At 41.4% G+C, this 13,670-nt stretch carries 11 protein-coding genes; 1 reads left to right on the forward strand and 10 read right to left on the reverse strand.

Annotated features, from left to right (window positions below; translation table 11 throughout):
- Nucleotides 1–438 precede the first annotated feature (438 nt).
- The 4 genes from BTHG_RS13340 to BTHG_RS13355 form a co-directional block, all read right to left on the reverse strand.
- Entirely contained in the window at nt 439–1,572 is a 1,134-nt protein-coding gene (locus BTHG_RS13340) for an acyl-CoA dehydrogenase (RefSeq protein ID WP_010677232.1), read from the reverse strand.
- 69 nt (nt 1,573–1,641) lie between these two features.
- Nucleotides 1,642–2,496: a 3-hydroxybutyryl-CoA dehydrogenase gene (locus BTHG_RS13345; protein WP_010677233.1), complete on the reverse strand. Its 855-nt coding sequence runs from the start codon at nt 2,494–2,496 to the stop codon at nt 1,642–1,644.
- A gap of 312 nt (nt 2,497–2,808) precedes the next feature.
- Complete coding sequence (locus BTHG_RS13350) at nt 2,809–3,987, reverse strand: acetyl-CoA C-acetyltransferase (protein ID WP_010677234.1); 1,179 nt, start codon at nt 3,985–3,987, stop codon at nt 2,809–2,811.
- Between the two features lie 209 nt (nt 3,988–4,196).
- Nucleotides 4,197–6,317 carry a (Fe-S)-binding protein gene (locus BTHG_RS13355; protein WP_010677235.1) on the reverse strand — a complete coding sequence of 707 codons (2,121 nt, stop codon included), beginning with the start codon at nt 6,315–6,317 and terminating at the stop codon, nt 4,197–4,199.
- Nucleotides 6,318–6,505: 188 nt separating this feature from the next.
- Here BTHG_RS13355 and cls point away from each other — a divergent pair, with 188 nt between their 5' ends.
- Nucleotides 6,506–7,711: a cardiolipin synthase gene (gene cls / locus BTHG_RS13360; RefSeq protein ID WP_010677236.1), complete on the forward strand. Its 1,206-nt coding sequence runs from the start codon at nt 6,506–6,508 to the stop codon at nt 7,709–7,711.
- 245 nt (nt 7,712–7,956) lie between these two features.
- Here the strand turns inward: cls and BTHG_RS13365 are convergent, their stop codons facing one another.
- From BTHG_RS13365 to speE, 6 genes are all read right to left on the reverse strand, one after another.
- Nucleotides 7,957–8,136 carry a XapX domain-containing protein gene (locus tag BTHG_RS13365; protein WP_010677237.1) on the reverse strand — a complete coding sequence of 60 codons (180 nt, stop codon included), beginning with the start codon at nt 8,134–8,136 and terminating at the stop codon, nt 7,957–7,959.
- A 75-nt stretch (nt 8,137–8,211) separates the two neighbouring features.
- Nucleotides 8,212–9,882 (reverse strand): arginine--tRNA ligase, encoded by a 1,671-nt coding sequence (gene argS / locus BTHG_RS13370; protein ID WP_010677238.1) that lies wholly within the window; start codon nt 9,880–9,882, stop codon nt 8,212–8,214.
- Nucleotides 9,883–10,314: a DUF1934 domain-containing protein gene (locus tag BTHG_RS13375; protein ID WP_010677239.1), complete on the reverse strand. Its 432-nt coding sequence runs from the start codon at nt 10,312–10,314 to the stop codon at nt 9,883–9,885.
- Nucleotides 10,315–10,459: 145 nt separating this feature from the next.
- Nucleotides 10,460–10,837 (reverse strand): hypothetical protein, encoded by a 378-nt coding sequence (locus BTHG_RS13380; protein ID WP_010677240.1) that lies wholly within the window; start codon nt 10,835–10,837, stop codon nt 10,460–10,462.
- 887 nt (nt 10,838–11,724) lie between these two features.
- Entirely contained in the window at nt 11,725–12,603 is an 879-nt protein-coding gene (gene speB, locus BTHG_RS13390) for an agmatinase (RefSeq protein WP_010677242.1), read from the reverse strand.
- Between the two features lie 131 nt (nt 12,604–12,734).
- Nucleotides 12,735–13,559 carry a spermidine synthase gene (speE, locus tag BTHG_RS13395; RefSeq protein WP_010677243.1) on the reverse strand — a complete coding sequence of 275 codons (825 nt, stop codon included), beginning with the start codon at nt 13,557–13,559 and terminating at the stop codon, nt 12,735–12,737.
- Nucleotides 13,560–13,670 lie beyond the last annotated feature (111 nt).

The following is a 13,670-nucleotide window of genomic DNA, read 5'->3' on the forward strand; positions in this document are numbered from 1 at the left end:
GCGTCGATATCCGCAGATTTGCGTCAACTCCCACCATTTTTGCGTCACACACCAAGGATTTGCGTCATTTTCCCGATTTTTGCGTCAATATCCGCAGTTTTGCGTCAACTCCCTGATTTTTGCGTCGCACACCAAGGTTTTGCGTCTCTTTCCCGATATTTGCGTCAATATCCGCGGATTTGCGTCAACTCCCACATTTTTGCGTCACACACCAAGGATTTGCGTCTCTTTCCCGATTTTTGCGTCGATATCCGCAGATTTGCGTCAACTCCCACCATTTTTGCGTCACACACCAAGGATTTGCGTCAACTCCCACATTTTTGCGTCACACACCAAGGATTTGCGTCAACTCCCACATTTTTGCGTCGCACACCAAGGATTTGCGTCAACTCCCACCATTTTCCCCTGGGACACGGAACCTGTCCCCATGTCCCACCTTTACAAGTGCTTGCTAACAACAATTCGCTGGATCTCGCTGGTGCCTTCATATATCTCGGTTATTTTTGCATCCCGGAAAAATCGTTCAACTGGATAGTCCTTTGTATAGCCATAGCCCCCATAAACTTGAATGGCTTCTGTTGCAACTTCCATTGCGGTTTTAGATGCAAACAGCTTTGCCATCGATGACTCCTTCACACAAGGCAAACCGTTCTCGCGTAAAAAAGCAGCTCGATAGACTAGTAGTCTTGCAGCTTCCACATTTGTCGCCATATCAGCTAGCTTAAAGCCAACACCTTGCAAGGAGGCAATTGGTTTGCCAAATTGATAGCGTCCCTTCGCATACTCCACCGCATGCTCAAGAGCAGCTTCTGCAATTCCTAGTGCCTGAGCAGCAATCCCAATGCGGCCAACAGTTAGATTGGCCATTGCAACCTTAAAGCCATCACCCTCGACACCCAGTATATTTTCAGCTGGCACCTTTACATCCTCGAGTGTGATTTGAAGGGTTCTTGATCCCAAAAGCCCCATTTTATGCTCATCTTTTCCGAACACAAAGCCCGGTGTATTTTTTTCAACAATAAATGCCGTGATTCCCTTACTACCAGCTTCGTTAGGATTCGTACGTGCAAAAACAATGTATACATCTGCTTCCCCACCATTTGTGACGAAAACCTTTGAACCATTTAATACATAATGGTCACCTTGCTTAACCGCTCTTGTTTTTAAACTTGCTGCATCTGAGCCAGCGCTCGGTTCCGTGAGACAAAAAGCCCCAAGGAATTCCCCACTTGCTAGTTTCGGAATATATTTTTGTTTTTGCTCCTCTGTTCCAAAATAAAGAATTGGATTCGTACCAACAGAGGTATGAACGGATAAAATAACCCCGATGGTTGCGCTCACCTTTGAGAGCTCATTGATTGCAATAATGTAGGACGTAAAATCCATTCCGGCTCCACCGTATTCTTCCGGAATCGTAATCCCCATTAATCCTAGTGAAGCCATCTTCGAAAGAATTTCTCTTGGAAATTCCCCATTCTCCATACGCTCGACAAATGGTGCGATTTCTTCTTTTGCAAAATCACGAACCATTTTCCGCATCATTTCTTGTTCTTCTGTAAAATGAAAATTCATGCTGTTTCCCTCCAGTGTGGGATCTTGGTGCTGTGGGTTATCTGTAAAAATTGTCAAGAAATCTCACCCCTATCCTTCGTACGTGTAGAAACCTCGACCCGATTTTTTTCCTAACCAACCAGCTTTTACGTATTTTCTGAGCAGTGGACATGGTCTGTACTTGTCATCACCAAATCCATCGTGCAGGGTTTCCATAATATAAAGACATGTATCAAGTCCGATAAAATCAGCCAGTGTCAGTGGTCCCATCGGATGATTCATTCCAAGCTTCATGACTTCATCGATTGCTTCTTTTGTGGCAACACCTTCATAAAGGGTATAAATTGCTTCGTTAATCATTGGCATTAAAATACGGTTTGACACAAATCCTGGGAAGTCATTCACTTCAACCGGAACTTTGTTTAACGTTTTGGTCATGTCTTCAATGACTTGATAGACTTCATCGGCTGTTGCTAAGCCCCGGATTATTTCAACTAATTTCATTACTGGTACTGGATTCATAAAGTGCATACCAATTACTTTTTCTGGGCGTTTCGTTGCCGCAGCAATTTCTGTAATTGGAAGAGAGGAAGTATTTGTCGCTAAAATAGCGTTCTGAGGTGCGATTTCATCTAGTTGAGAGAACAGCTTTGTTTTCACATCCATATTTTCAATGGCGGCTTCGATGACAAGGTCGACATCACTTGCATTTTGTAGATCAAGTGATGGAGTGAGCCTTTCTAAAGTAGCTGCCTTCTCTTCTTCACTCATCCGACCTTTAACTACTTGGCGAGTAAGGTTTTTCGTAATCGTTCCAAACCCACGGTCTAGATAATCCTGCTTCAAATCATGGAGCTTCACATCATACCCTGCCATTGCACAAACCTGTGCAATTCCAGAGCCCATCTGCCCCGCACCAATTACCATCACTTTTTGAACCTTCATCAAACATACCTCCTAATTTGAAATGTGCAGGCGCCCTTTAAGTGGAACATCGACTAACTACTGCCACGTCCTGTGGCAAACATCGGTGTCAGCACTTCCTCGAAAATGCCTTGCATTTTCTTCGTGCGATGATTATGCTCCCGAAGCCTTTCTTGTCCTGTGCAAGTCCGACAAGCACAAGACATGCCGGCTAGAAGGTTGCTCTTTGACCTTCATGACGGAATGAATTGTGACTTCGAGGGGCTGGGTGCCCATAGCTAGACACTGAAATCTACATACAGATTTAATTACGTTCTTACCTGTTACATAGTCTTAAACTTCCACCATGATTGCGTCGCCTTGGCCTCCACCACTACAGATGGCTGCAACACCAATGCCACCGCCACGGCGTTTTAATTCATGAATAAGTGTAATAATGATTCTTGCCCCACTTGCTCCAATTGGATGGCCAAGTGCTACCGCTCCACCGTTAACATTGACTTTTTCAGGGTCAAGATTTGCAATTTTTCCACTTGTTAACGCGACTGCTGCAAAAGCCTCATTGATCTCAAACAAATCAATTTCGTCGACTGTTTTACCTGTTTTCTTTAATAATTCGTTAATGACGAGTCCTGGCGTTTTCGGGAAATCCTTCGCTTCAACAGAAATGGCTGCATGGGCTACTATTGCCGCAAGAGGCTCTTTCCCTTCTTGCTTTGCTCTTTCCTCACTCATGAGAACTAAAGCTGCAGCTCCGTCATTGACACCAGGTGCATTTCCAGCCGTGATTGTACCGTTTGCACCAAACACAGACTTAAGCTGTGCTAGCTTTTCAATCGTTGTGTCTGCTCGAGGCGCTTCATCTTGATCCACAACTGTAACCGCGCCTTTTCGCCCTTTCACTTCTACAGCAACGATTTCCTCAGCAAACTTACCTGACTCAATTGCCGCAATCGCACGTCTATGACTGCGGAGAGCCCACTCGTCTTGTTCTTCCCGTGAAATATTGAGTTCTGTTGCTACCTCATTTCCATACGTGCCCATATGAACATCTTGGAAGCTACACGTTAGGCCATCGTGAACCATTAGGTCCTTTATACTTGCATCCCCCATACGTAACCCGAAGCGTGCTTTTGGTAAAAAGTAAGGGGCATTGCTCATTGATTCCATACCGCCCGCAACGATTACTTCTTCATCACCGGCACGTATGATTTGGTCGGCAAGTGTGACACTGCGAAGCCCTGATGCACATACTTTGTTGATGGTTTCTGTTTTTACTTTCCATGGAATTCCTGCGTTTCTTGCTGCCTGTCGGGAAGGAATTTGGCCTTGGCCACCTTGTAAAACCGTTCCAAAAATGACTTCATCCACCTTTTCCCCTTCAATGCCTGCGCGCTGTAATGCCTCTTTGATGGCAATGCCACCAAGCACAGATGCCGTTAATGAACTAAGACTCCCTCCTAATTTTCCAAATGGAGTACGAACACCACTAACAATAACTGTTTTCCCCATGCTCCAACCTCCTTGATTTTTAAAAAAATTCAACTCGTACAGTAACCGCTTACATTTATTTCTGACTGAACGCTCGCTCGGAACTTTCTGAAAGAAGGAGGCGTACAATGTACACCTCTCTTATCTGTTATTCTATTACAAGTAGATTGAATGTTTCCTATATTCCTATTTTACAACATAGTATATGGAAAATAAATTATAGATTACCATTAAGATGCAATTTGTTTTTGATCTCCAACTACGGATTTTTCAAGGATTTCGGCGATATCATATGTGCCGATTTGGTCTTCGACTTCCTTCGCCTTTGTTCCATCACTTAACATTGTTAAGCAATACGGACAACCAGAACCAATTGTGGTTGGGTTAACAGCAATCGCTTGTTCTGTTCTTGCCACATTAATACGAGTTCCTGTATCTTCTTCCATCCACATTAGACCGCCTCCAGCCCCACAGCACATTCCTTTTTCACGGTTACGTTCCATTTCAACGAGCTGCACCCCTGGAATTTGTTTTAAGATTTCACGAGGTGGATCATACACTTCATTGTAACGTCCTAAATAACAGGAATCATGCCATGTAATCACTTCATTTACTGCATGTTTAGGGACCAATTTACCTTGTTTTACAAGGTCATACAAAACTTCCGTATGGTGGAATACCTCAACACCTTCAAGGCCCATGTCCGGATATTCGTTTTTGAAAATATTGTATGCATGTGGGTCGATTGTGACAATCTTTTTCGCTTCCGCCTTTTCAAACTCTGCAATATTATTTGTCGCAAGCTCTTGGAATAAGAATTCATTTCCTAGTCGGCGTGGTGTGTCACCAGAGTTTTTCTCCTTGTTTCCTAAAATTGCGAATTTCACGCCTGCTTCGTTCATCAGTTTCGCAAATGAGAGGGCGATTTTTTGGCTTCGGTTATCAAACGCACCCATTGAACCAACCCAGAATAAGTATTCGAACTCTTCACCTGCTTTTTTCATTTCTTTTACAGTTGGCACATGAACATCTTCACGAACCTCACGCCAGTTTTCTTTTTCCTTACGGTTAAGTCCCCATGGATTTCCTTGACGTTCAATATTTGTCATCGCTCGCTGTGCATCGGCATCCATTTTTCCTTCTGTAAGGACGAGGTAACGTCGTAAATCAATAATTTTATCAACATGCTCATTCATAACTGGGCATTGATCCTCACAGTTACGGCAAGTTGTACATGCCCAAATTTCTTCTTCTGTGATAACATCCCCAATTAAGCTTGGGCTGTACGCTAACTCAGCAGTTGCTGCTGTTTCATTTGCACCCTGACTAGCTGATGCAAGTGCTAACTGATTACCTTTTGTATGATTAAAAGCAACAGCCGGAACCCAAGGCACACGTGAAGTTACTACTGCACCAGTTTCCGTTAAGTGGTCACGTAATTTTACGATCAAATCCATTGGCGACAACATTTTACCAGTGCCTGTTGCCGGACACATATTTGTACACCGTCCACATTCCACACATGCATAAAGGTCAATTAATTGTGTTTGTTTGAAGTCTTCAATTTTGCCAACTCCAAATGTTTCTTGTGTCTCATCTTCAAAATCAATTTTTTCAAGCTTTCCAGGGCTTGTTTGTCTGCTTAAATACACATTCGCTGGACCTGCAATTAAATGCGCGTGCTTTGATTGCGGCACATAGACTAAGAAGCTTAATAGGAAGAGCAAATGAATCCACCACGCGACATAAAAAATCGCAATCGCAGCAGTTTCATTAAGTCCATCTAACGCAAACGATATCAAGGATGCAATCGGCTCACTCCATGATGGGTCATGACCATGCCAAACAATCCCAGCTCCATTTCCAAGTAAAACGGAAAGCATCAACCCACCGATGAATAATAAAACAAGTCCTGATTTAAAACCTCTTTTAAGACGTACAAGCTTTTCAACATAGCGGCGGTGGAAAGCCCACACGACTGCTACTAAAATCATAAACGTGACAATTTCTTGGAAAAAGGTAAAGCCTGAATATAATGGCCCAAGTGGAAGATGGGAGCCTGGCTTCAAGCCCTTCCAAATAAAATCAATTGCACCGAATTGAACAAGAAGAAACCCATAGAAGAACATAACGTGGATGGCACCACTCTTTTTATCCTTTAAAAGCTTTTTCTGTCCAAATACATTGATCCAAATTCGCTCAAGACGTTCTTTTACTTTCCCATCAAATTCGACCTTTTTGCCAAGCTTGATATACGCAATTCTTGTCTTAATGAGATAAACAAAAAGATAAATTGCGTAAGCGGTTACAATTAAAAATGCAAGAAGGTTAACAAATAAAAGGATATTCATGGTTTAGCTCCTTTCTTACTAATTCCAGGCCTTATTGCCTGAATGAAGTTTATTTTCTGACTATATATCTCATACCTCCATTATATAATGAATGAGCATTCAGTCAACATATTTTATTATGAAATCTCAAATAAACATTCTTACTTTCGTGTAAACTAAGAAAACGCTTATCTATAGGAGGGGTAAATTTGTTCAGAACTATCTTCTGGATTGTCCTTATTATCATTATTCTATTACTGTTACTCCGCCTTGATTACAGCATGGGAAGAAAAAGTCACTTAAAAAAGCAAGTTGATGAGGCATTCCCATTACGAAACAGTAATATTTCACTTTATGCCACAGGGGATTCACTCTTCTCTGAGCTTTTTACAGACATTCAAAATGCAACCGAACACATCCATGTACAGTTTTATATTTTAAAGGACGATGACATCAGCAAGGACTTTGTTTCCCTTTTAAAGAAAAAAGCCGAGCAAGGTGTCAAAGTGCGTTTGCTTCTAGATTGGGTTGGCGCACACAATGTCACGAAGGAAATGGAAAAGGATTTAACCCGCTCAGGTGTTTCGTTTGCATATAGCAACAAACCAAACTTCCCATACTTCTTTTACAAACTCAATGAACGAAACCATCGGAAGATATCCGTAATCGATGGAAAAACGGGGTATATTGGTGGCTTTAATATTGGAAAAGAATATCTCGGCAAGGACCCGAAATTCGGATTCTGGCGTGATTACCATTTGAAATTAACCGGCGAAGGTGTGGCCGATTTACAAACCCAATTCTTAGAAGACTGGTATAACTCAACAAAGAAAGCCGTTGAAAACCGCAGTGCCTATTTCCCGCCGCTGCCAAAAGGAAAGTCACAAACAAGGTTCATCGCCACAAACGGCGCCTACCTTGAGGACGATTTTGTTAACATGATAAAGCAAGCTGAAAAAGAAATTATTATCGGCTCACCTTATTTTGTGCCGAGCGACCAAATGAAAGAAGAATTGATCAATGCTTCGAAACGGAATGTGAAGATACGTATCCTTTTACCGAAAAAACCGGATCATCCGCTTGTAAAAGAAGCAGCTATCCCCTATATGGACGAGCTCTCAAAGATTGGCATTCAATTTCATATGTATACAAGGGGTTTTTACCACGCAAAAGCGATTTGTATCGATGACAAGCTTTGCGATATCGGAACTGCCAATTTTGATAAAAGAAGTCTATATTCAAATTATGAAATTAATTGCTATATTCATGATAAAGATATGATTGAAGAAATTAAAAAAGTGGTCGAAGAGGATTTCAAGACATCAAATGAACTGACGCGTGAGCGAATTAACGAACTCAAGTCGGAGAAAAAGTTCAAAATCAAAATTGCGACGTGGCTTTCGCACTTTTTATAGGAAACTGGCTTGGAATACTATTTTTAGCAGAAAACAATAGGTGGCTTGGTGGCAGTTTACTATCACTAATTCGGAAATACTGTCTTATCTGAGATTTACTGTCACTATCTGGATTTTGCTGCCACTAATCATGATTTACTGTCACTAACAAAAATTGACGTCCGCCGGGGAGTAGATTACTGTCACTATTCGAAAAATACTGCCAGAAACATATGAGGCACCCACAGAGCATGGGTGCCTCTCTTTTATTTCGGTCCAAATTGAATAAGTGGCGCTATCCATTGGAATAATTTAAACCCTAAGTAAATCCCAATGATTCCAGTAACCCCTGCAAGCGCTGGAGGTGCCGGAATCGGCAGTTTTAATAAAGCAAATAAAAATCCAACTACTAAACCCGTTACAAGGGCCAAAATTACTTCTTTCATGTATGTACCCCCTTCGTATCTCATTATTCCCGAAAAAAGGCCCTCTACTCAACGTGAGGGCCTTAAACAAGAAGATTACATCTTTTCAGGTGCAGATACTCCGATTAGTTTTAATGAATTTTGCAGTGTGATTTGAACTGCTTTCATTAGCGCAAGACGCGCTTTCGTTTTTTCAAGATTATCTTGGTCAAGTACCTTCTCCGCATTATAAAAGCTGTGAAGAGCAGCTGCTAGCTCATTGATGTAATTTGTAATACGATGCGGAATACGTTTTTCCGCTGCTTCCGTTACAGCTGCAGGGAATTCACCTAACTTTTTCAAAAGATCAATTTCTTTTTCAGAGTTAATATGTTCAAGCGCATAGTTTCCGTCTAAGGCAATGTTCATCTCGCCGCCAGAACGTAGCATGCTGCAAATACGCGCATGTGCATATTGTGCATAATACACTGGATTTTCATTTGATTGTGACACAGCTAAATCAAGGTCAAAGTCAAGATGAGTATCTGAACTTCTCATTGCAAAGAAGTAGCGAACGGCATCTAACCCAACCTCTTCAATTAGGTCACGCATCGTTACAGCCTTCCCAGTACGCTTACTCATCTTCATTTTTTCACCATTTTTAAAGAGGTGAACAAGCTGAATAATCTCAACTTCTAATGTATCTTTCTCGTAGCCTAGCGCCTGAATGGCTGCTTTCATACGAGGAATGTATCCGTGATGGTCAGCACCCCACACATTAATTAGCTTTTCAAAACCGCGCTCAAGCTTGTCCTGATGGTACGCAATATCTGGAGTTAAATACGTATAAGACCCATCATTTTTAATTAAGACACGGTCTTTGTCATCGCCAAATGTTGTTGAACGGAACCAAGTTGCTCCGTCTTTTTCATAAATATGACCAGCGTCACGAAGCGCATTAAGAGCTCGGTCAATTTTTCCGTTATGATAAAGTGAAGTCTCAGAATACCACACATCAAAACGCACTCGATATTCTTCCAAGTCCTTTTGAAGCTTTTCCATTTCATATTTCAAACCATATTCACGGAAAAAGTCAAAGCGTTCCTTTTCATCCACATTTACATATTTATCGCCAAACTCTTCAGCTAATTGCTTTCCAATACCCACGATATCTTGGCCATGGTAGCCGTCCTCAGGCATTTCGGCATCCTTGCCAAGGGCTTGCATATAACGTGCTTCAACCGATTTCGCTAGGTTGTTAATTTGGTTTCCAGCATCATTGATATAATACTCACGAGACACATCATATCCCGCTTTGTCTAAAATATTACTTAAAGAATCACCAACCGCAGCGCCACGAGCATGTCCAAGATGTAGATCACCTGTTGGATTTGCAGAAACAAACTCCACCTGAACCTTTTGGTTGTTACCAACAGTTGTTTCTCCGTACGCCTCACCTGCTGATAAAATCGCTGGAATTAAATCCGTTAAATACGAATTGTTCATGTAAAAATTGATAAACCCTGGGCCCGCGATTTCAATTTTTTCAATGGACGCTTTTGACTTATCAAAATTAGCAACAATGTCTTCGGCAATCATACGTGGTGCTTTTTTTGCCACACGAGCTAGCTGCATCGCCATGTTTGTCGCATAGTCCCCGTGCGCCTTTTCCTTTGGCAACTCCAATACAACTTCAGGAATTTGCTCCTCTGTAGCTAGTCCAGCTTTTAACACCGCATCTTTAATTTCCGTTTTTAAACGTTCTTTTACTTGATCAACAACATTCATCTAGTTTCGCTCCTTAAATGTAATGGTAATCTTATGTAATCCTGACTTTTCACCTTGAAGGGAAAGCTCATATGCTAAAAACAACGTCCCTTTTCGAGAGTTTTTGTACCATTTGTATTCGATATTGTTCGTTTTTGTTGTGAGGTCAAAAGTACCAAGCTGATTTTGGAAGGAACCACTTATGGTTTCATTTTTTCGGTAAACTTGCCTCATTTTCACGATTCCCGAACGTAGAATAAGAACCTCTTTTTCAGATATTTTAATCACCGTTTTAACCTTACCTGCCTCTTGTTTTTCATCGAACTGCAAGTAGGTATTGTTACCCTTTATGTAGTATAGACCATTTGCGTCAAAAGCAACATTCTCTTTTCGTGGCCCATCTTTAATCTCGGTTACAAATTTGAGTGTAATAGGAGTTCCATCTTGACTCATTTTCACACATCCCTATAAATCGTTAACTTTACTAGTATACGGCATTCAGTCAAGGAATTTCAAATTAAAATGAAATTTTCGGGGACGTGTTACCATCAAAAAAACTCGGCCTGTTTGGCCGAGTTCTATAAAATGTAAAAGGGTATTATTGCTTAGTGGCTTTAACGTTCATGAAGATATTGATTGCAAAAAGGATAATGGCGAGGGTTGTAATCGTGCCACCGACTGCAATGGCTGGTTCGACCGCTGTATTGCCTAGTAATAACATCGTGAGTCCAATCATCATCACCGGCAAGCCAATGTTATGAAGCCAAAAATGTGTCTTTCCAAGCTTTGATTCTCCTGCTGCAGGGAATAAATAGTAAACAATTCCTGCAAGCCCCATAGATGCCCAGCCTAACAAGTTAATATGAACGTGGACACCAGTTAATGTGTACGAATGTGACATCGACATCCCCATCCCAATCAGTACACCAATCACAAAATAAAGTGCGGCCATTTTTAAAAAGCGAATCCCAACCATGGAACTCCTCCTTTTTTAGGTAAAAATCTAGTTCAAAGGTATTATATTCACCTAAACTAAAAGAAGTGTCATAGTTGCGAAAATATTTTAGGGTGACTCTTGAGATCAAGGACAAAAGTTTAAAGAAGTTGGTTAAAATTAATTTGGGAAACTCTTCAGATCGAGGAAAAAGATATAAAGAAGTTGGTCTCCGACGGTTTGGCTCAGAGAGAAAATGCAAGATTATGAATATCTAAATGGGTCTGATAGCTATGCTCAGAGACAAAAGCAGGATTATGAATATCGAATTGGCTCTGATAGCTTGGCTCAGAGACAAAAGTATGGTTTTGAATATCGGAAGTGGCTCTGACAACTTCTCTCAGAGACAAATAACATGGTTTTAAATATCGGAAGTGGCTCTGACAACTTCTCTCAGAGACAAATAACATGGTTTTAAATATCGGAATGTCTCTGATAGCTTGGCTCAGAGACAAAAATAAGGTTATGAATATCGATTATATCTCTGACAACCCGGCTCAGAGACACTTCGACTCTCTAATTCACTCAAATTGTCTTTGAGACCCTTCCTCACGGACAATTTGAAGCACGGAATCAATGTATTTGTCTTCGATAGCTTGCCTTAGAGACAAAAGTAAGGTTACAAAACCCAGAAGTGTCTCTGACAACTTGGCTCAGAGACATTATATCCCCTTTTCAACCCTCAATTGTCCATGACACTCGTCTCTTAGAGAATTCAACTAACGATTTTTCTAAATTGCCTTTGACAGTCTCCCTCAAAGTTGAATCTACTCTATTCCCCCCAACAATCAAAGACAGAACAATGCCTTCACTCCCCACGCCAAAACAAAAAGCCTGAACCCTAAGGCCCAGGCTTTCCACACGACTATTTATTTCTTCGGTATCCATCCTAAAATCATCTCACGAATCAGCTTACTTGCGGTATTCGCTGTTTGTTCAGAAGCATCATATATTGGTGCAACCTCAACCAAGTCTGATCCAACCACTTGCACGTCTGATTTCGCAATTTCGTGAATGGCACCTAATAATTCCTTCGATGTAATTCCGCCCGCATCAACTGTCCCTGTTCCAGGAGCATGAGCCGGATCCAATACATCAATATCAATTGTTACATATACAGGACGACCCGCTAACTTCGGAAGAACTTTTTTCAAAGGCTCAAGCACTTCAAATTTTGAAATGTGCATGCCGTTTTCCTTTGCCCATTGGAACTCTTCCTTCATTCCTGAACGAATTCCGAATGAAAACACATTCTCTGGTCCAAGCAATTCTGCGATTTTACGGATTGGGGTTGAGTGAGAAAGCGCCTCTCCCTCATAATTCTCACGCAAATCGGTATGAGCATCCATATGGATAATCGCAAGATCAGGGTACTTTTTATAAACGGCTTTCATTACCGGCCAAGATATAAGGTGCTCGCCACCCATGCCAAGTGGATATTTTCCAGCAGCCAATACCTGGTCTACAAAATCCTCAATCATATCAAGGCTGCGCTGTGGATTGCCAAATGGTAACGGAATGTCGCCCGCATCATAATACTTCACTTCTTCTAGCTCTTTATCAAGATATGGACTGTATTCTTCAAGGCCAATTGACACCTCACGAATTCGACTAGGGCCGAAACGTGAGCCTGGGCGATAGCTTACTGTCCAGTCCATTGGCATGCCATAAATGACGGCTTCGCTTTCCTCAAAATTAGGATGGCTTTTGATAAACACATTTCCTGAATAAGCTTCATCAAATCTCATCAAAAATCCCCCATTATTATAAAATCAAATACACCCTGGCGAATTTGAACCCAGATTTTTTCGAGCATGCTCGTTTCCCAAATCTGTGGCATCCGCCGAAGGCTTTTCATTTAATTCAGTAGGTTACTAAATTAAGTTAAATCGGCTACAAACTTCGGTAGCACAAACGCTGCCTTATGGATTTCTTTTGTATAATATTTTGTCTCAATTTCATGGAAGCGATCATCGCTTACTTCAAGTGGATCATACTTTTTCGAACCAATTGTGAACGTCCATAGACCACTTGGATATGTTGGGATGTTCGCAATATAAAGACGAGTGATTGGGAAAATTTCCTTCACATCACGCTGCACATTACGGATTAGGTCTGGTGTGAACCAAGGGTTGTCCGTTTGCGCGACAAATACGCCGTCTTCTTTTAAAGCCTTTGAAATACCCGCATAGAAGCCTTTTGTGAACAGATTTACCGCTGGTCCTACAGGCTCTGTGGAGTCAACTAAGATGACATCATATTCATTTTCACTTTCGGCAATATGCATAAATCCATCGCCAACCTTCACTTCCACACGTGGATCTTCAAGCTTGCCTGCAATTTCAGGTAAGTATTTCTTTGAATACTCAATTACTTTTCCGTCAATATCAACTAAAGTTGCTTTTTTCACGTATGGATGCTTTAACACTTCGCGGATTACCCCGCCGTCGCCGCCACCAACAACAAGTACGTTTTCAGGATTTGGGTGAGTAAATAATGGCACATGCGCTACCATCTCGTGATACACAAACTCGTCCACTTGGGTTGTCATAACCATACCATCAAGAACGAGCATGTTGCCGAATTCCTCAGTTTCTATCATATCGAGCTTTTGAAACTCTGTTTGTTCTGTATGTAAGGTTTGTTTAATTTTTGCCGTAATACCAAAGCTTTTTGTTTGTTTCTCCGTAAACCATAATTCCATGTTCATAACATCCTTTCGATTGAAAAATTCAGGGATACTCGCTATCCCTTTATCGTTCCCTATTCCTTCAAAAAAATTGATGTTTTTGCCTGAGTTTCCTTTTCAGGCAAG

The organism is Bacillus timonensis, from assembly GCF_000285535.1.
Lineage (GTDB): Bacteria > Bacillota > Bacilli > Bacillales > Bacillaceae_L > Ferdinandcohnia > Ferdinandcohnia timonensis.